This is a genomic window from Kribbella sindirgiensis, assembly GCF_004331435.1.
GTDB classification, from domain to species: Bacteria; Actinomycetota; Actinomycetes; order Propionibacteriales; family Kribbellaceae; genus Kribbella; species Kribbella sindirgiensis.
Genome location: NZ_SJKA01000001.1, coordinates 236559 through 254878 on the forward strand (window position 1 = coordinate 236559; position 18320 = coordinate 254878).

Sequence of the window (18320 nt, forward strand, 5' to 3'; positions counted from 1 at the left end):
GAATGCGTCCTGCTGAGCGGTTGAACGGTCTGGGTACGACGATCTTCGCGGAGATGTCCGCGCTGGCGGTGGCGACCGGGTCGGTCAACCTCGGTCAGGGCTTCCCCGACCGCGACGGGCCGGACTCGCTGCTCGAGGACGCGATCGCGGCGATCCGGGCCGGCGCGAACCAGTACCCGCCGGGTCGCGGCGTACCGGCACTGCGGCAGGCGATCGTCGACCACCAGAAGCGGTTCTACGACCTCTCCTACGACCCGGACACGCAGGTCCTGGTGACCACCGGCGCGACCGAGGCGATCGCGGCCGCGCTGCTCGCGTTCGTCGAGCCCGGCGACGAGGTGATCGCGCTCGAGCCGTACTACGACTCGTACGCGGCCGGGATCGCCTTCGCCGGCGGACGGCGCGTCCCCGTGACGCTGCGCGCACCGTCGTACCGGCTGGACCTCGACGAACTGCGCGCCGCCGTCACGCCGCGGACGAAGGTGCTGCTGATCAACTCACCGCACAACCCGACCGGCACCGTCCTCGACGACGAGGAACTGCGCGGCATCCGCGACGTCGCCGTCGAACACGACCTGGTCGTCATCACGGACGAGGTCTACGAACACCTGGTGTACGACGGGACGCACCGGCCACTCGCGACGTACGACGGAATGGCCGACCGGACCGTGTCGATCAGCAGCGCCGGGAAGACGTTCGCGGTCACCGGATGGAAGATCGGCTGGGTCACCGGATCACCCGACGTGGTGACGGCCGTGACGACCGCCAAGCAGTTCCTCACCTTCACCTCCGGCGCCCCGTTCCAGCCCGCCGTCGCCAACGCCCTTGCCCTGGGCAACGACTACTACGACGCCCTGCGCGCCGACCTCCAGTCCCGCCGCGACCTCCTCGCCACCGGCCTGACCGACCTGGGCTTCGAGGTCCACCTCCCCGCCGCCACCTATTTCGTCACCACCGATATCCGCCCCCTCGGCCACACCGACGGCATCGACTTCTGCCGAATGCTCCCCCAGAAGGCCGGCGTGGTAGCCATCCCCCACCAGGTCTTCTACGACAACCCAGCCCCCGGCCGCCCCCTGGTCCGCTGGGCCTTCTGCAAACAACCCGACGTACTCCAAGAAGCCCTGAACCGCCTCCAGAAACTCTGACCGGAGGCCGTCAGCGGTGGTGGAACCAGAGTTTGGTGGGGCGTTGGAGCATGAGGGTTAGCAGGGTGACGTGGATGGCTAGGCCTAGGAGGCTGGAGGGTAGGGCCATCAGGCCGCCTGCGATGCCCATGGCGGCGACAGCGATCAGGACGTAGCGGGACCAAGGGCGACGCTTTCGGAGATACAGCGCGGGGACGAGGTAGACGACGGCGCAGACCAGTGTGGCCGCGACCGCGACCGGTGTGTTGCCACTTGATCCGGTGAGTACTTCGGAGATCTGGTCGCCGGCCGAGGTGAGTGTGAGGGCCGCCACCAGCAGACACAGCACGCCGAGCCCGATCGCGATCACCGAAGCGACGGTGACCTGCTTCGGCGTCGCCGTCGGGTAGCTGTACGTGTCCGGAGTGGCACCGAACAGCCCGCTGTAGGGACCCGGCCCGTCCCGCACCGGCTCGTCACCACGCTGCCCAGTCATCCGACGTCCTTCCAACTACCCCCTGCCCCGATCCTCCCAGATCGGCCAAACAACGCCGGAGAGCCGGGCCGGTCTGCATGACCGGCCCGGCTTCGGAAGCGAACCTCAGGAGGTGGCGCGCCGGCGGAGGAGACCGGTGGCGCCGATGGCGACACCGAAGACGGCCAGGCCGACGAGCAGGCGGATCCAGCTGCGATCGCCCTCGCCGGTGGCCCCGGCCAGCTTGAGCGAGTACGCCGTTGCGCCGGTCGCACCGTCAGGAGCACCGAACGGCATCGACTCGGTCTTGGCGCGGTCGGCGGCGGCGGAGAGCAGGCCGTAGCGGCGGCCGAAGTCGCGTGCCGTGTCGGCGCCGTTCTTGGTCAGCACCTTCGCACCTTCCTTCGAGAGCCGCCCGGCGCCGTCGGGAATCGCGGGCGCTTGTTCGGCGGCGGTGCTGAGACCATCCGCCAGCTTGCCCGAACCCTCGGCGGCGGAGCCGATGCCGGTCGCCAGATCCTTGGAACCCTGCGCCAACTGGTCCGATCCGGTCTTGGCCTGGCCGACGCCATCGGCCAGCTTGCCCGTACCGCCGGCCAGCAACCCGAGCCCGGTGCCGAGCTGCCCGGTGCCGTTCGCCAGCACGCCGGCACCCGCCTGGAGCTTGCCAGTGCCCGCAGACAGCGCACCCGCGCCGGTGTCGAGCTGGTCAGCACCGTCCGACAGCTGGTTGAGGCCGGCCAGCAGCGTCTTGCCACCTGCCTGGATCTGTCCGACGCCACCCTGCAGCCCGTTGACGCCACCACGCAGCGTCTTGCTGGCCGGGGTGTCCTTCGAGGTGCCGATACCGCGCTGGACACTGGAAACCACGCCCGACACCAGCTGAGTCACGCCGGCATCCACGGCCGCGAGCCCCTGCATCAGACCAGGCTCCGAGCGCGGGCAGCCCGAGACCCGGTTGTCGAGCCCGCACTGCAGTTGCGCGATACCCGGTACGGCGCGCTGGGTCAGCCGGCCCTTCAGGTATGCGAGCGCCACCTGCAGTTTGGCGGAATCCGGCAGCGGCCTGTCCAGATCGGGAACGGGGTCACCCATCGAGCCCATCTGGGCGATCACCGAGTCGAGGATCATCTTCTTGACCGGGTTGGTCTCCGGCCCGACGTTCAGCGCACCGGCCGGCCCGTTCAGCTGCGCGGCAGCGGCGCCGTAGCAGGCCTCGTCGTACGTTCCGACCGGCTTGCCGTTGCTCACCGCATTGAGCGCGTCCGCGGCGCAGTGCACGCCGCCCCGCATCTTGTCGATTCCCGGCCCGGAGGCAGCGAGCTGCTTCTTCAGCTTCTCCAGTCCGCCGAGCAGCGTTCCGTCGGTTCCGACCGAGCCGATCCCCGCGCGGAGCTGCGCCACACCGTCGTGCAGAGGTTTCGCCTTCGCGGGCAGTTGACCAACCCCGCCGTACATCTGACCGAGCCCGTCCTCGACGCTCTTCAGACCGCCGCTGACCTGGTTCAGTCCGTCGATCAGGGCAGGTGCCTTGCCGGTGGCCTGGTCCAGTCCGGAGGCGAGTTTGCCGGTGCCGGCCTTCAGCTTGCCGGCACCCGCGGCGAGGTCCTTCGCACCTTTCCGCAGCTCACCCGCGCCCTTGTCGAGCTTGTTCGCACCCTTGGCAGCCTCGCCGGTCTTCGTGCGCAGGACAGATGCACCCGACTCGAGCTCGGCCATGCCGTCGGCCAGCCGCGACGCACCGCCGGAGAGCTTCGCGGCACCGGGCGCGGCCTGATTGGCAAGGCCTTCGTTCAGGGTCTTCGCACCGGCGTTCAACTGGAGGAGGCCGGCGAGCAGCTTCTGCGCGCCGTCCCGCAGCCGGAGCAGGTTCGAGTCGAGCGTCGTACCGCCCTCGACCAGGTCGGCGCCCTTCTCGGCGCCGCTCTGATACCCGGAGACCGCGGTCTTGAAGGTCGGGCTCTCCAGCGGACTGACCGGCAACGCGGTCAGCTCGGCCTCGGGGACGATCGCGTCCTTGACCTCGGCTGCCCAGCCGAACTCCGCCTTCGCGGCGCCGACGGGCGGGAACAGTGTGGCGGTGAAGCTCAGCTTCGTACCGCCCTTGCCGTCGCCGGCCTTGTTCGCCTCGGCCGAGGTCACATCGCCGAACTCGGGCGGCAGCACCGTCGTGAGCTGACCGACCATCGGAATGACGACCTCGGCCTCCTCGACGACCTGCTTGCCGTAACCATCGGTGATTGTCACCGACTCGGTCCTGGCCGAGGTGTTCTCGACGACGTAGTGCGCCTCCAGCCGGCCCTTCTTGCCGACGACGTCGCTGGGCTTGGACAGCTTCTTGCCGTTCAGGGTGTAGGTGACGGCGACCTTGATCGGCAGCTTCTTCTTGTCGAAGTCGCTGACGGTGCGGATCCGCTGCTCGCCGTCGACCGACAGGTCCACGGCCATCTTGCCGTCCTTGACCGAGAAGCCGCCGAAGCTGTCCAGGTTGCGCAGGCTGTCGGTCGACACCGGGTTGGCGACCTTCACCTGTCCGGCGCCGATGAAGGCGAGTTGCTCGTAGACGCGGGCGCCTTGGACCTTGCCGCTGGGGTCGAGTCTGGCCTGCACCGTCTCGGTGTTGGTGACCGTGACAGGTCCGGCCGAGAGTCCGCTCGATGTGGCCAGTGCCGGGGACGTCGACAGGACGAAAGCGGACGGTACGGCGACGGCGACAGCCAGTCCCCGGGTGATGCGTCGGGCGGTCACGCACGGTCTCCTTCGGTCGAGGCGAACTCACGGGTGTCGTCGGCGGGAACCTCGGCCGCCGGAGTCTCGGCGGCCGGCGCCGGTCGCGGCCGCTGGAGCGAGGTCACCAGGAACCCGATCCCGGCCGCCAGCAGTACGCCGGTGGCCGCCGTCGGCGACTGCGCCAGGAAGGCGGGGCTGTCCGCGGTGTAGGTCTCCTCGTACACGGCGACCATCGCGGCCGCGCCGAGGAGCAAGGTCCACAACGGGATCCGGTCGGCCGAGCCGGCCGTGAACGCCACGCACACGGCCACCACGGCGACGGCCGCGACAGCCCGGCCGGACGCCGAATCAGGCAGGTAGAGCGCCCGTACGGCGAATCCGAGCCAGGCGACGAACAGCCCGATCAGGAAGCCGGTCGCGCGCATCGCCGGAGTGCGATCCTGCACCAGCCCCACCACACCTCCCAGGGCCCCGCCGACCAGCGCCACGTGCTGCGTGTTCAGACCGAGAGCTTCTCCGACCAGACACAACAGACCCGCGACGACGGCCAGCAGCGCACCGGATAGCAAGGTACTGCGCTGCATTGAGTCCTCCACTCAGTGCCGGAATCCGGGGACCCCCCGCCGGAAAATCCAAGTTTCAGGTACTTGAACTACTGTTCAGTACTTAGCTGACGGACGTTCCTACCAAGCAGTAACCACAGGTTTCAAGAGCGGAGAGATACCGACTCGCAACGGCCCGAAGTTCAAGTGTTTGAAGGCATTCGCGGCCAATACAAAAGCCGGGCCGGTCAGATGGACCGGCCCGGCTTCCGCGGTGATCGTCAGGCAGCGACGTCCAGCGCGTCCTTCGACTCGTTGACAGTCACCTTGACGGTTACGCCGTCACGGATGGTGCCGTTCAGCAGGCCGCGGGCGAGTTCGTCGCCGATCGCGGACTGGACCAGGCGGCGGAGCGGGCGGGCGCCGTACACCGGGTCGTACCCGGTCAACGCGAGCCACTCCATCGCGCCCTCGTCGACGTCCAGCGTGATCCGCCGATCGGTCAGCCGCCGCTGCAGCGCGGCGATCTGCAGGCCGACGATCTGCGTCAGCTCCTCGCTGCCGAGCGCGTCGAACAGCACGATCTCGTCCAGCCGGTTGATGAACTCCGGCTTGAACGACTGCCGCACCGCGGCCATCACCTGGTCGCGCTTGACCTTGTCGTCGAGCGTGACATCGGCCAGGTACGCCGAACCCATGTTGCTGGTCAGGATCAGGATCACGTTCCGGAAGTCGACCGTCCGGCCCTGGCCGTCGGTCAGCCGGCCGTCGTCGAGTACCTGCAGCAGGATGTCGAAGACCTCGGGGTGCGCCTTCTCCACCTCGTCGAGCAGGATCACCGAGTACGGACGACGGCGGACCGCTTCGGTCAGCTGGCCGCCCTCCTCGTACCCGACGTACCCGGGCGGGGCGCCGACCAGCCGCGCGACGCTGTGCTTCTCGCCGTACTCCGACATGTCGATGCGGACCATCGCCCGCTCGTCGTCGAACAGGAAGTCCGCGAGCGCCTTCGCCAGCTCGGTCTTCCCCACGCCGGTCGGGCCGAGGAACAGGAACGAACCGGTCGGCCGGTCCGGGTCGGAGATGCCCGCGCGCGCCCGCCGCACCGCGTCGCTCACGGCCTTGACCGCCTCGCGCTGACCGATCAGCCGGTGCCCGAGCTCGTCCTCCATCCGGAGCAGCTTGCCGGTCTCGCCCTCGAGCAGCCGGCCGGTCGGGATACCGGTCCACATCGCGATCACCTCGGCGATCTCGGTCGGCCCGACCTCCTCGTTCACCATCGCTTCGGGGCCTTCGGCAACCTCTTCCTCGGCGTCGGCCTCCTCGAGCTCCTTGGCGAGTTGCGGGATCTCGCCGTACAGCAGCCGGGACGCGGTCTCCAGGTCGCCGTCGCGCTGGGCGCGCTCGGCCTGGCCGCGGAGCTCGTCGATGCGCTCCTTGATCTCACCGACCCGGTTCAGGCCGGTCTTCTCCCGCTCCCAGCGAGCCTCGAGCGCGCGCAGCTCCTCCTCGCGGTCGGCGAGGTCGGCGCGCAGCCGCTCCAGCCGTTCCTGCGACGAGGCGTCGTCCTCGCGGGACAGCGCGAGCTCCTCCATCTTCAGCCGGTCGACGGTACGGCGCAGCGAGTCGATCTCGACCGGGGACGAGTCGATCTCCATCCGCAGCCGGGACGCGGCCTCGTCGACCAGGTCGATCGCCTTGTCGGGCAGCTGGCGACCGGTGATGTACCGGTTGGACAGCGTCGCCGCGGCGACCAGCGCGGAGTCGGAGATCGCGACCTTGTGGTGCGCCTCGTAACGCTCCTTCAGGCCGCGCAGGATCGCGATCGAGTCCTCGACCGACGGCTCGCCGACGAACACCTGCTGGAAACGGCGCTCCAGCGCCGGGTCCTTCTCGATCCGGGTCCGGTACTCGTCCAGGGTGGTCGCGCCGATCATCCGCAGCTCGCCGCGGGCCAGCATCGGCTTCAGCATGTTGCCGGCGTCCATCGCGCCCTCGCCGGACGCACCGGCGCCGACGACGGTGTGCAGCTCGTCGATGAACGTGATGATCTGACCGTCGGACTCCTTGATCTCGGTCAGCACCGCCTTCAGCCGCTCCTCGAACTCGCCGCGGTACTTCGCCCCCGCGACCATCGCGCCGAGGTCCAGGCTGATCAGCCGGCGGCCGCGCAGCGACTCGGGCACGTCACCGGCGACGATCCGCTGGGCCAGCCCCTCGACGACGGCGGTCTTGCCGACGCCGGGCTCACCGATCAGGACCGGGTTGTTCTTGGTACGCCGGGACAGCACCTGGACCACTCGCCGGATCTCGGAGTCCCGCCCGATCACCGGGTCGAGCTTCCCGTCCTTGGCGCGCTCGGTCAGGTCGACGCCGTACTTCTCCAGCGTCTTGGTGGTGCCCTCGGCCTCCGGCGAGGTGATCCGGCGGTTGCCGCGCATCTGGTCGAACGCCTGCAGCAACGCGTCCGGCGTCACGCCGAGCGCGCTCTTCGCGGGTCCGTCCACGGTCGCGAGCGCGATCAGCAGGTGCTCGGTGGAGACGTACTCGTCCCCGAGCCCGAGGGCCCGCTGCTCCGCCTGGTTCAGCACGTCGCCGGTCTTCGGGGACAGGCTCGGCGCCTGCACGCTGCCACCGCTCGCCTTCGGGAGACGGCTCAGCTGCTCGGCGGTCTTCCGGCGTACGGCGTCGAGGTCGCCTCCGGCCGCTTCGAGCAGGCCGATCGTCGTGCCCTCGGGCTGCGCGAGCAGTCCGGACAGCAGGTGAATCGGTTCCACGGTCGGGTTGCCCGCCGCGGAGGTCTGACGGATCGCGACCGACAGGGTTTCCCGGGCCAGCGTCGTCAACCGCTGAACATCCATCTGGTTTCCAGCCTTTCGGTTCCAGCAACAACAGTTACCAGACATAACCTATCCAAAGTTGAGTCCATTCCACTCAACTCTGAAAAATCCCAGGGTCATCTCAGGGTCCCGCGGCATGACGGAGGGGTGGCACCGGTGCGGCGCCACCCCTCGCGGACAGGTTCAGGCGGTGAACTCCGAGGCGCGGATCCGGTACACCTGCAGGTTCAGGTCGTAGTACTTGTCGGTCTCGCCGACCCATTCCATCCCGATCCGGCGCGCGGTGGCGATCGCGCGTTTGTTGGCCGGCCGGGCGACGGCGAACAGTTCGTCGACCTCGCCGTCGCTGAACGCCCAGGCCATCAACGCCCGGCTGGCCTCGGTCGCGTACCCGAAACCCCACGCGCTCGGCCGCAACTGCCAGCCGATCTCGAGATCCTCCTCGTACGGCGGGAGCAGGCGGATCAGCAGCGCGCCGACGACCTCGCCGTCGTCGCGACGGGTGATCGCCCAGCGGCCCGCGGGGACCACGAAGTTCGGCTGAGCCTCGATCCAGGACTGCAGGATCAACCGCATGGTCGCGGCGTCCGGCACCTTGTCGATGGCCGGTGACAGCCAGGGCGCCACGTCGGCGGAGCCAAAGATCTCCAGCGCGGCGTCGGCGTCATCTTCCTCCCAGTCCCGGATCAGCAGCCGGTCGGTCTCCAGCTTCAGCGTCACCTCGCCAGGGTATGCGGTGCCCGCCGGAAGGCAACAGGACAACGAGAACCGCAGGGCGGTCCTGTGACGGACCACCCTGCGGGGGCCGAAGGCGGCTGGGGGGTTAGCACGCCTTCGGCTGTGGAGGCGTCGGGGGGAACGACGACCTCCACCGGACCGGAGGCTCCGAGGGGGTCAGAGCACTCCGGTGGCCGATGAGGTGTAGGGCGGGGGATCAGCGGGAGCCGAGTTCCAGGGGCTGGGTGCGGATCCATCGCGTCGTCGTCTGCTGCCGGCCCATAGCGATCACATCGCCGGCGGGACCGGCCGAGAAGACGCGGCTGGCGGCGGGACGCCGGGAGGCACCGACACCGCGCTGGACTTCGGCCAGGAGCTGGTTGACCCGCTTCCGCAGGTCCTCCACCTCCGACTGTAGCGCGAGAATGTGCCGAATCCCCGAGAGGTTGACGCCCTCTTCCTGGGACAGGTGCTGCACATAACGCAGCCTCGCCACGTCGTACGCCGAGTACCGCCGGCCGCGGCCGGACGCCCGGCTCGGCACCACCAGGCCGAGCCGGTCGTACTGGCGCAACGTCTGCGGATGCATACCGGCCAGCTGGGCCGCCACCGAGATCACGTAGATCGGGGTGCGGTCGTCCCAGGTCGGCACCTGGCTGAACGGGATGCCCATCACGAACTCCCGAACAACCCGGCCCGCAGATCAGGCTGATCCGACGCGGAGCTGAACTCCTGCAGCTTCTCTTTCTGCTCGTCGGTCAGCTCGTGCGGGACCTGCACCTGGAGCGTGAGCATCAGGTCGCCCTTGGTCCCGTCCCGCCGGACCGATCCCTTGCCGCGGACGCGCAGCTTGCTCCCGTTCGCCGTACCCGCTGGGATCCGGACCGTGACGGGCAGGCCGTCCAGGGTCGGAACCTTGATCTCGGCACCCAGCGCCGCCTCGGTGAAACTCACCGGGACGTTCAGGGTCAGGTGCTCACCCTGCCGGCCGAAGATCCGGTGCTTGTGCACGTGGACCGTGACGTAGAGATCGCCCGCGGGGCCACCTCGTTCGCCGGCCGCACCCTTGCCCTTGAGCCGGATCCGCTGGTTGTCCTGGACACCCGCCGGGATGCGGACCTGCATGGTCTTGCTCGACTGGCCGCGGCCGGAGCCGTGGCAGGTCTCGCACGGCTGGTCGACGACCAGACCGCGACCCTTGCACTCGGTGCACGGCTCGGTCATCGCGAACACACCGCCCTGCACCGAGGTCTGCATGCCCGTGCCTTCGCACTTCAGGCAGACCTTCGGCACCGTGCCGTACTTCGCACCGGTCCCGCGACAGGTCGCGCACGGCTCGTCGCTGGTCATCCGGAGCCCGACCGTGACACCGTTCACGGCCTCGGCGAACTCGATCGTCGCCTCGGTCTCGATGTCCTGGCCGCGCCGCGGACGCGCCGTGGTGCTGGTCGTGGTCCGGCCGCCACCGCCGAACATGCCGCCCAGGATGTCGCCGAGCCCGCTGCCGCCGCCCTGACCGCCGCGGTTGAACAGGTCACCGACGTTGAAGTCGAAGCCACCGCCCTGACCGCTGCCGGTCGGCATCCGGAAGCCGCCGCTGCCGAACAGCCGGCGCGCCTCGTCGTACTCCTTGCGCTTCTTCGGGTCGCCGACGACGTCGTACGCCTCGGAGACCTCCTTGAACTTGGCCTCCGCCTTGGTGTCCCCGGCGTTGGAGTCCGGGTGGTACTGCCGGGCCAGCTTGCGGTAGGCCTTCTTGATCTCGTCGGCCTCGGCGGTCTTGGAGACGCCGAGAACCTTGTAGAAGTCCTTCTCGATCCAGTCCTTCGTGCTCATCTGGCGCCTCCCCTCCCGTCTAGACCTGTCTTACTCCGCGGACCCGTCCGCGTCTTCATCTGTGTTCTCCACCGGTACGTCGGCCTTGGCGGCGTCGGCCGGCAATTGTTCGGTCGGCTCCGACACAGCCACCCGGGCCGCCCGCAGGATCCGCTCGCCGTGCCGGTAGCCCGGCTGCATGATCATCGTCGCGGTCGGACCGTCGACCTCGTCGGAGTAGTTGTGCAGCAGGGCCTCGTGGATCCGCGGGTCGAAGGTGTCGCCCTGCTCGCCGAACTTCACCAGCCCGAGCTTCTCGGTGACCCGCTCCAGCGACTCGGCGACGGCCTTGAAGGCGCCCTCGAGCTCACCGGCTTCGCGGGCCCGGCCGACGTCGTCCAGGATCCCGAGCAGCTCGGCGAGCACCGTGCCGATCACGAGCTCGCGCGAGGCTTCCCGCTCACGATCCACGCGGCGCTTGTAGTTCACGTACTCCGCCTGCAGTCGCTGCAGGTCCGCCGTACGCTCCGCGAGCGCCTCGGTGAGCAGGGCCTCCTGGGCGGACGGACCGATCAGGTCGGACGGGTCGCGCGGCGGCTGTCCGGCCGGGCCGGCGGCCGCGGGAGGCGCGGACTGCTCCGCAGGCTCCCGCAGCTTGCCGGTTTCCGGGTCGATCCGGCGCTTGTCCCGGACGACGGGCTCGCCGTCACCGAACTCGCTGCCAGTCGGTCGATCCGTCACTTGTCCTCCGTCTTGTCCTGCGGCCGGTCCTCGTCCACGATCTCGGCGTCGACGACGTCGTCGTCGTTGGTGGTGCTGCTGCCGGCCGTGTCCTCGGAGGTGGCGCCGTCGTCGGTCGAACCGCCGGCGGCCTGGGCGTTCGCGTACATCGCGGCGCCCATCTTCTGGCTGGACTGGGCGAGCTTCTCCGAGGCGGCCTTGACCGCGTCGGCGTCGTCACCCTCGAGGGCCTTCTTCAGCTCGGCCACGCCGTCCTTGACCTCGGTCTTGACGTCGTCCGGAACCTTGTCCTCGTTCTCCTGCAGGAACTTCTCGGTCTGGTAGACCAGCGACTCCGCCTGGTTGCGGTTCTCCACGGCCTCGCGGCGCCGGCGGTCCTCCTCGGCGTACTGCTCGGCGTCGCGGACCATCTGGTCGATGTCGGTCTTCGGCAGCGCGGAGCCACCCGTGACCGTCATCCGCTGCTCCTTGCCGGTGGCCAGGTCCTTGGCGTTCACGTGCACGATGCCGTTCGCGTCGATGTCGAAGGTGACCTCGATCTGCGGCACGTTCCGCGGCGCCGGCGGCAGGCCGGTCAGCTCGAAGTTGCCGAGCGACTTGTTGTCGCGGGCCATCTCGCGCTCGCCCTGGTAGACCTGGATCATCACCGACGGCTGGTTGTCCTCGGCCGTGGTGAAGATCTCCGAGCCCTTGGTCGGGATCGTGGTGTTGCGCTCGATGATCTTGGTGAACACGCCGCCCTTGGTCTCGATGCCGAGGCTCAGCGGGGTCACGTCGAGCAGCAGGACGTCCTTGACCTCGCCCTTCAGCACACCGGCCTGCAGGGAGGCGCCGACCGCGACGACCTCGTCCGGGTTCACACCCTTGTTCGGGTCCTTGCCGCCGGTCAGCTCCTTGACCAGCTCGGCGACCGCGGGCATCCGGGTCGAACCGCCGACCAGGATCACGTGGTCGATCTTGGCCACGTCGATCCCGGCGTCCTTGATGACGGCCTTGAACGGGGCGCGGGCGCGCTCCAGCAGGTCGTTGCTCATCTTCTGGAACTCGGCCCGGGAGAGCTTCTCCTCCAGGTGCAGCGGGCCCGCGTCAGTGAGGCTCAGGTACGGCAGGTGGATGGTGGTCTCGGCGGCGCTGGACAGCTCGATCTTCGCCTTCTCGGCGGCCTCGTTGAGGCGCTGCATCGCCATCTTGTCGCCGGACAGGTCGGTGCCGTTCTTGTTCTTGAACTGCGTCACCAGCCACTGCACGATCCGCGCGTCCCAGTCGTCACCACCGAGGTGGTTGTCACCGCTGGTCGCCTTCACCTCGAAGACGCCGTCGCCGATCTCCAGCAGCGAGACGTCGAACGTGCCGCCGCCGAGGTCGAAGACCAGGATGGTCTGCTCGGTGCCCTTGTCCAGGCCGTAGGCGAGCGCGGCCGCGGTCGGCTCGTTGACGATCCGGTGCACCTTCAGGCCCGCGATCTCGCCGGCCTCCTTGGTCGCCTGGCGCTGCGCGTCGGAGAAGTACGCCGGCACGGTGATGACCGCGTCGGTGACCTGCTCCCCGAGGTACGCCTCGGCGTCCCGCTTCAGCTTCTGCAGCACGAACGCGCTGATCTGCTGCGGCGTGAACTTCTTGCCGTCGATGTCGACGCTCCAGGCCTCGCCCATGTGGCGCTTGACCGAGCGGATGGTGCGGTCGACGTTCGTGGTGGCCTGGCGCTTCGCCACCTCGCCGACGAGGACCTCGCCGTTCTTGGCGAAAGCCACCACCGAGGGCGTCGTGCGTGCTCCCTCGGCGTTGGGGATGACGGTGGGCTCGCCACCTTCCAGTACGGCGATGACGGAGTTCGTCGTACCGAGATCGATTCCGACCGCGCGGGCCATTCTTTACCTCCACGAAGTTGAGTGATGCAGACTCAATGTTGCCGTTCGTCCGCCTCGGTTTCAAATCCGTGACTGAACAAACTTGAGTTCACTAGGCTCAACATTGCACGACGCCCAGGTCATTCCCAAGGGCGCCCCCCGATTTCGGGGTCCGAGCCAGGGTGCGGCCAGGGACACCCCTCCCGAAGCAAACGTTTACCGTGTGATCCTGACTGGTGTGAAACTCCGCCCGATGACCGCAGCCGACCTCGGCGCGGTTCTCGCGCTGAACGGCACCGCGGAAGGTCTCGTCGAACCCCTGAGCGCCGACCGGCTCGACTGGCTCCGGCTGATCGCCGCACACGCCGTCGTCGTCGACCTGGACGACGTACCCGTCGGCTTCGTCCTCACCTTCACCCCCGGCTCGGCCTACGACGGCCTCGCGTTCGAGGCCTTCACCCAGACCTACGCCGACCGCTTCCTGCTGATCGAGCGCATCGTGGTCGCGCCCGACCACCGGCGTACCGGCATCGCGACCCAGGTCTACCGCGCCATCGAACGCGCCGCCAAACCCTTCGACCGCGCAGTCGCCGCCGTCCCCACCAACACCCCGGCCATCACCTTCCACACCACCCGCGGCTACACCGAGATAGCCGAACAACGCCTCCCCAACGGCACCACTACCGTCCTCGTCTCCAAGGAGCTAGCGGAGTAGGACGTGGCTTGCGGACCGCCACCACTCACCAAGTAGCCGGCGAAGCACGGCTGCCCACTGAGCTGAGCGTGAAAGGCGGGCACTGTGCCGGGTTAGTGAGTGGTGGCGGTCCGGCTGTGGACAACGCCCGCCTCGCAGCGCCGGAATTCCCCATCATGGATCCATGGCTGACGTGGCCGAAGTGATCGGCAGGCGAGGCGGATCCGCGACCTTCGCGGACCTGCGCGCGGTGGTATCCGGACGTGCCATCCGTGGTGCGCTCGCGGCGGGAGTGATCAACAGGGTGGCGAAGGGCGTCTACGCCCTCCCCGCAGCTCCGTCGGCGTTGACCGCCGCACGGAGCCAGGGAGGTGTCGTCTCCCATCTCAGCGCGGCAGAGCACTGGGGTCTCGGCGTGATCACCCCGCCGCCCCTACCGCATGTCACGCTGCGACCAGGCCGGGTGCGGCGGCAAGCCGGGCTGCCCTGCGTCTTGCACTGGGCCGACGTTCCCGCGCTGGACGACGTCACCACCCCGCTTCGTACCGTGCTGGACTGCCTTCGCATCTTGCCGCCCGCCGAGGGACTGGCGATCGCAGACTCGGCCTTGCGCCTCGGCAGCGTCGACCACGACGAACTCCTCGCCGCGGCAACACGGCTTCGAGGACCACATCGCCTGCGCATCCAGCGCGTCGTCGCATCCGCCGACGGGCGGTCGGAGTCGGTTCTGGAGTCCGTCCTGCGGGCCTTGTTGATCAGCCGCGGAATCGAGGGTTTCGTCCCCCAGTTCGTTGTGCGGGACGCGGAGTTCTCGGCCCGCCTCGACCTGGGCAATCCCCGGCTGCTCCTCGATCTGGAGGCGGACGGGTTCGAGTTTCACGGAAGCCGTCGGGCCCTGGTCAAGGACTGCCGCCGGCAGGCGAACCTCACGATCCGCGGCTGGCGAGTGCTTCGGTTCAGCTGGGAGGACATCATGTACGACCCCGACTGGGTGATCGCCACGATCGAGCGCGCCATCGGACTCCCACCACTCAGTAACCGCCTGCTGCACGCCGCCTGACTCGGTCAATGAGCGTGCGGGGGCCACGCGGCCGGAGGTTGGTGAGTGGTGGCGGTCCGCCTACACCAGTCGCCCGCCGATGAACGTCTGGGTGACCAGAGGTACGGCGGGGCGGTAGGCGAGGTGTAGGTAGGTGGGGGCGTCCAGGACGGCCAGGTTGGCTGGGGTGCCGGGGGTCAGGTGGCCTAGGTCGGGGCGGCGGAGGGAGGCGGCTCCGCCGGCGGTGGCGGACCAGAGGGCCTCGGCGGGGGTCATGTGCATTTCGCGGACCGCGAGGGCGATGCAGAAGGGCATCGAGGACGAGTAGCCGGAGCCGGGGTTGCAGTCGGTGGCGAGGGCTACGGTGACGCCGGCGTCCAGGAGGCGGCGGGCGTTCGGGTACGGCGACCTTGTGGAGAACTCGATCGCGGGCAGGAGCCCGGCGACGACTCCGCTCGAGGCGAGGGCGTCGACGTCGGCATCGGTGAGATAGGTGCAGTGATCGGCCGAGGCGGCGCCGACCTCGGCGGCGAGCTGGACGCCGGGACCCTCGCCGAGCTGGTTGGCGTGCACTCGGGCCTGGAGGCCGCGCGCGATCCCGGCCTGGAGGATCGCCCGGCCTTGGTCCGCGTCGAACGCGCCGCGCTCGACGAACACGTCGACCCACTTCGAGTGCCCGGCCGCCGCGTCCAGCATCGGCCCGGTCACGAGCGCCACGTAGCCCGCCGGGTCGTCGGCGTAGTCGGCCGGTACGACGTGCGCGCCGAGGTACGTCGTCTCGTCGGTGAACTGCCGTGCGATCCGCAGCGCCCGCGCCTCGTCCGCGACCGTCAGCCCGTACCCGGACTTGATCTCGACCGTCGTCGTCCCCTGGCGGCGCATCTCGGTGACGAGGCGGGACACGTTCGCGGTGAGCTGCTCGTCGGTGGCCTCGCGGGTCGCCGCCACCGTGGTCCGGATGCCGCCGGCGGAGTACGGCGTACCGGTCATGCGGGCCGCGAACTCCTCGGCCCGGTCGCCCGCGAACACCAGGTGCGAGTGCGAGTCGACGAACCCCGGGATGACCGCCCGTCCGCCGAGGTCGAGCGCACTGTCGGCCGCCGGCGCGTCTCGTCGTTGGCCGGCCCAACCGATGGTACTGCCGTCGATGACGAGGGCGGCGTCGTGGAGTTCGCCGAGCAGCCCGCCGTGGGCGGGATCGTTGGTCACCAGCGAACCGATGCCGGTCAGCAGGAGGGAGCTCACGAGGTCACCGCCGCGATCGAAGTGGACAGAGCGGACGGTACGTCGAGCGTCGAATGCTTGCCCGCAGCAACTACTCGCCGGCCGGAGACGACCACGTCGGTGACGTCGGCGGCCGTCGCGGCGAACACCGCTGTCTCCACGGTGCCGCCGGTGCCCGCCGTACGAACGCTGTCGAGGCTGACCGCGACGAGGTCCGCGCGGGCGCCCACCTCGATCGCCCCCGCGTCCTCGAAGCCGATCGAGCGGTGGCCGTCGACCGTTGCCGCCTTGAGGAGTTCCGCCGCGGACCAGTGACCGCGTTCCTGCGACGCCAGCCGCTCGTCCAGCTCGACGGCTCGCATCTCCTCGAACAGATCGATCACCGCATGACTGTCCGAGCCGAGCGTCAGCGGCGACCCCGCATCCCGCAGCTGCACCGACGGGCCGATCCCGTCCGCGAGATCGCGCTCGGTGGTCGGGCAGAAGCAGGAGTACGTCGCGGAACTCCCGAGCAGCCCGATGTCGACCGAGGTCAGATGCGTCGCGTGCACCGCACTCGTCCGCCCGGAGAGGAAACCGGCCTCGTCGAGCACCTGCGCCGGGGTCCGGCCGTACGCCGCGAGGCAGGCTTCGTTCTCGGCGACCTGTTCGGAGAGATGAATATGCAGCGGTACGTCGGGGAACGCCGACGCGACTGCACCGAGCTGATCCTGCGGAACGCCGCGGACCGAATGCGCCGCCGCACCGATCACGACGTCGTCCGCGCCGCCGAGCTGCGCAACCCGGGAGGCCCAGGCCGTCGCGTCGCCGTCGCTGAAGCGTTGCTGGACCTCGTTGAGCGGCTGGTCGATGCCGCCCGCGACATAGCAGGTGTCGAGCAGCGCGATCCGGAGGCCGGCATCACGAGCCGCGGCGATCAGCGCCGTACCCATGGCGTTCGGGTCGTCGTACCGGCGGCCGCCGGGTGCGTGGTGCAGGTAGTGGAACTCCCCGACCGCGGTGATCCCGGCGAGCAGCATCTCGGCGTACACCGCGCGCGCGAGTTCGTAGTACGTGTCAGGGGTGAGCGCGGCGGCGACGGCGTACATCTGCTCGCGCCAGGTCCAGAACGTGCCGCGTTCGGTCTGCGTGCGGCCGCGGAGCGCGCGGTGGAACGCGTGGCTGTGACAGTTCGCGAGCCCGGGCACCACGAGACCGTTCAGCACCTCGGCGTCGCCGGGGTCCACACCCGCCTCCACCGTCGCGAACCGGCCGTCCGCGATGGTCACGAGGACGCGCGAGGCGAGGCCAGTGGGAAGCAGAGCAGCCGAGCACCAGTACGACGTCCCCGCGCGAGATGTCACTGTGCGAGATCCTTCAGTACGGCGGCCAGTGCGTCGACGCCGGCCAGGCAGTCGTCCATCTCGGCGTACTCGGCCGGGGAATGTGAGATGCCCGTCGGGTTGCGGACGAACAGCATCGCGGTCGGGATCCCGGCGTCCGAGAACACGCCCGCGTCGTGCCCCGCGCCGGTCGGCAGCACGGGTGCGCCGTCGAGCACGTTCACCAACCGGTCTCGCATGCCGGCCGGGAAGTCGACGATCGGCGAGACCGATTCGGGCGTCACCTCGAGCGTCGTACCGTCCCGCTCGGCGCGTTCGGTCGCCTGCTTGGTGATTGCTGCGAGCAACGATTCCAGGGTGGCGGTGTCGGCGGCCCGGGCGTCCAGCCAGGCGGTGACCTGGGACGGTACGGCGTTCGTCCCGTTGGGCTCCACCGAGATCCGGCCGAACGTCGCGCGGGCACCGGCGAGCCGGGCCTGCTTGTTGGCGGCGAGGGCGGTCATCGCGTACGTGAGCATCGGGTCGTGCCGGTCCTCCATCAGCGTGGTGCCGGCATGGTTGGCCTCACCACCGAACGTGAACCGGAACCGCCCGTGCGGCCAGATCGAGCTGGCCACTCCCACCGGCGCCGTCAGCCCGCGCCCCTGCTCCACGTGCAGCTCGACGAACGTCCCCATCCGCTTGAGCAACGGAGAAGGACCAACTCCGGCCGGGTCGATCCCAGCCCCTTCCAACGCTTCGCTGAGCCGCACTCCGCCCCGGTCTGTCAGCTGCAGAGCCTTCTCCGCGGATAACACCCCAGCGGCAACCCGAGACCCCAAACAGGGCATCCCGAAGCGCGACCCTTCTTCTTCCACGAAGGCGCCGATCCCGATCGGTACCCCCGGCTCGAACCCCTCCGCCCGCAATTGATCCACAGCCGCCAAAGCAGAAACCACCCCGAGCGGACCGTCGAACGCCCCACCATCGATCACGGAATCGAGATGGCTACCCGTGACGACGCCAGGTCCGTCGGAGGCGCCCCACCACGCGATGAGGTTGCCGATGCCGTCGGACTCGACCGACAACCCGCGGGCGGCGCACTGGTCCAGGAACCAGTGCGTCGCCTCGCGTTCGGTGGGGGACCAGCCGCCGCGGGTGTAGCCGCCGGTGTCGGGGCTACGGCCGATGGCGGACTCGTCCGCCCACAAGGTTTCGAAGCTCAAGA

At 69.3% G+C, this 18320-nt stretch carries 15 protein-coding genes; 3 read left to right on the forward strand and 12 right to left on the reverse strand.

Features of this window, described 5'->3' with window-relative positions:
* Positions 1-2 precede the first annotated feature (2 nt).
* Positions 3-1148: a pyridoxal phosphate-dependent aminotransferase gene (locus E0H50_RS01200; protein WP_131283828.1), complete on the forward strand. Its 1146-nt coding sequence runs from the start codon at positions 3-5 to the stop codon at positions 1146-1148.
* 10 nt (positions 1149-1158) lie between these two features.
* Here E0H50_RS01200 and E0H50_RS01205 read toward each other — a convergent pair whose 3' ends face one another.
* The 9 genes from E0H50_RS01205 to dnaK all read right to left on the reverse strand — a co-directional run bounded on the left by E0H50_RS01205 (position 1159) and on the right by dnaK (position 12855).
* A complete protein-coding gene (locus tag E0H50_RS01205; RefSeq protein ID WP_131283830.1) occupies positions 1159-1623 on the reverse strand; it encodes a hypothetical protein in 465 nt (154 codons plus the stop codon).
* A 105-nt stretch (positions 1624-1728) separates the two neighbouring features.
* Positions 1729-4350, reverse strand: coding sequence for a hypothetical protein (locus E0H50_RS01210; protein ID WP_131283832.1), 2622 nt, complete (start codon positions 4348-4350; stop codon positions 1729-1731).
* A complete protein-coding gene (locus E0H50_RS01215) occupies positions 4347-4916 on the reverse strand; it encodes a hypothetical protein (RefSeq protein ID WP_131283834.1) in 570 nt (189 codons plus the stop codon). Before E0H50_RS01215 ends, E0H50_RS01210 begins: the two co-directional genes overlap by 4 nt.
* A 239-nt stretch (positions 4917-5155) precedes the next feature.
* A complete protein-coding gene (gene clpB / locus E0H50_RS01220; protein WP_131283836.1) occupies positions 5156-7735 on the reverse strand; it encodes an ATP-dependent chaperone ClpB in 2580 nt (859 codons plus the stop codon).
* A gap of 162 nt (positions 7736-7897) precedes the next feature.
* Positions 7898-8434 carry a GNAT family N-acetyltransferase gene (locus tag E0H50_RS01225; protein WP_131283838.1) on the reverse strand — a complete coding sequence of 179 codons (537 nt, stop codon included), beginning with the start codon at positions 8432-8434 and terminating at the stop codon, positions 7898-7900.
* Between the two features lie 214 nt (positions 8435-8648).
* Positions 8649-9104 (reverse strand): heat shock protein transcriptional repressor HspR, encoded by a 456-nt coding sequence (locus E0H50_RS01230; protein WP_131283840.1) that lies wholly within the window; start codon positions 9102-9104, stop codon positions 8649-8651.
* Positions 9104-10267 (reverse strand): molecular chaperone DnaJ, encoded by a 1164-nt coding sequence (gene dnaJ, locus E0H50_RS01235; protein ID WP_131283842.1) that lies wholly within the window; start codon positions 10265-10267, stop codon positions 9104-9106. Before dnaJ ends, E0H50_RS01230 begins: the two co-directional genes overlap by 1 nt.
* A 30-nt stretch (positions 10268-10297) precedes the next feature.
* Positions 10298-10987 carry a nucleotide exchange factor GrpE gene (gene grpE / locus E0H50_RS01240; protein WP_131283844.1) on the reverse strand — a complete coding sequence of 230 codons (690 nt, stop codon included), beginning with the start codon at positions 10985-10987 and terminating at the stop codon, positions 10298-10300.
* Positions 10984-12855 (reverse strand): molecular chaperone DnaK, encoded by a 1872-nt coding sequence (dnaK, locus tag E0H50_RS01245; RefSeq protein WP_131283846.1) that lies wholly within the window; start codon positions 12853-12855, stop codon positions 10984-10986. The genes grpE and dnaK overlap by 4 nt, the downstream gene beginning before the upstream one ends.
* 232 nt (positions 12856-13087) lie before the next feature.
* Between dnaK and E0H50_RS01250 the strand changes: the two genes are divergently transcribed.
* Both E0H50_RS01250 and E0H50_RS01255 read left to right on the forward strand, forming a co-directional pair.
* The gene (locus tag E0H50_RS01250; protein ID WP_131283849.1) at positions 13088-13549 is read left to right on the forward strand and encodes a GNAT family N-acetyltransferase; all 462 of its coding nucleotides are present in this window, start codon (positions 13088-13090) and stop codon (positions 13547-13549) included.
* 163 nt (positions 13550-13712) lie between these two features.
* On the forward strand, positions 13713-14588 hold the full coding sequence (locus E0H50_RS01255; protein ID WP_131283851.1) for a DUF559 domain-containing protein: 876 nt from the start codon (positions 13713-13715) through the stop codon (positions 14586-14588).
* Positions 14589-14648: 60 nt separating this feature from the next.
* On the opposite strand, the gene hutI is transcribed toward E0H50_RS01255, so the two are convergent.
* From hutI to E0H50_RS01270, 3 genes are read right to left on the reverse strand one after another with little or no spacing between them, the layout of a single operon-like run.
* On the reverse strand, positions 14649-15812 hold the full coding sequence (gene hutI / locus E0H50_RS01260; protein WP_131283853.1) for an imidazolonepropionase: 1164 nt from the start codon (positions 15810-15812) through the stop codon (positions 14649-14651).
* Positions 15809-17134, reverse strand: a complete 1326-nt coding sequence (locus E0H50_RS01265; protein ID WP_131283855.1) for a formimidoylglutamate deiminase — start codon at positions 17132-17134, stop codon at positions 15809-15811. Before E0H50_RS01265 ends, hutI begins: the two co-directional genes overlap by 4 nt.
* On the reverse strand, positions 17131-18318 hold the full coding sequence (locus tag E0H50_RS01270) for an allantoate amidohydrolase (RefSeq protein ID WP_165546968.1): 1188 nt from the start codon (positions 18316-18318) through the stop codon (positions 17131-17133). Before E0H50_RS01270 ends, E0H50_RS01265 begins: the two co-directional genes overlap by 4 nt.
* Positions 18319-18320 lie beyond the last annotated feature (2 nt).

What these genes read in the sequence shown, in the direction of transcription:
- E0H50_RS01200 (WP_131283828.1), top strand. Translation starts at nt 3, where the DNA reads ATGCGTCCTGCTGAGCGGTTGAACGGTCTGGGTACGACGATCTTCGCG.
- E0H50_RS01230 (WP_131283840.1), bottom strand. Translation starts at nt 9,104, where the DNA reads ATGGGCATCCCGTTCAGCCAGGTGCCGACCTGGGACGACCGCACCCCG.
- E0H50_RS01205 (WP_131283830.1), bottom strand. Translation starts at nt 1,623, where the DNA reads ATGACTGGGCAGCGTGGTGACGAGCCGGTGCGGGACGGGCCGGGTCCC.
- E0H50_RS01255 (WP_131283851.1), top strand. Translation starts at nt 13,713, where the DNA reads ATGGCTGACGTGGCCGAAGTGATCGGCAGGCGAGGCGGATCCGCGACC.
- clpB (WP_131283836.1), bottom strand. Translation starts at nt 7,735, where the DNA reads ATGGATGTTCAGCGGTTGACGACGCTGGCCCGGGAAACCCTGTCGGTC.
- E0H50_RS01250 (WP_131283849.1), top strand. Translation starts at nt 13,088, where the DNA reads ATGACCGCAGCCGACCTCGGCGCGGTTCTCGCGCTGAACGGCACCGCG.
- dnaJ (WP_131283842.1), bottom strand. Translation starts at nt 10,267, where the DNA reads ATGAGCACGAAGGACTGGATCGAGAAGGACTTCTACAAGGTTCTCGGC.
- E0H50_RS01215 (WP_131283834.1), bottom strand. Translation starts at nt 4,916, where the DNA reads ATGCAGCGCAGTACCTTGCTATCCGGTGCGCTGCTGGCCGTCGTCGCG.
- dnaK (WP_131283846.1), bottom strand. Translation starts at nt 12,855, where the DNA reads ATGGCCCGCGCGGTCGGAATCGATCTCGGTACGACGAACTCCGTCATC.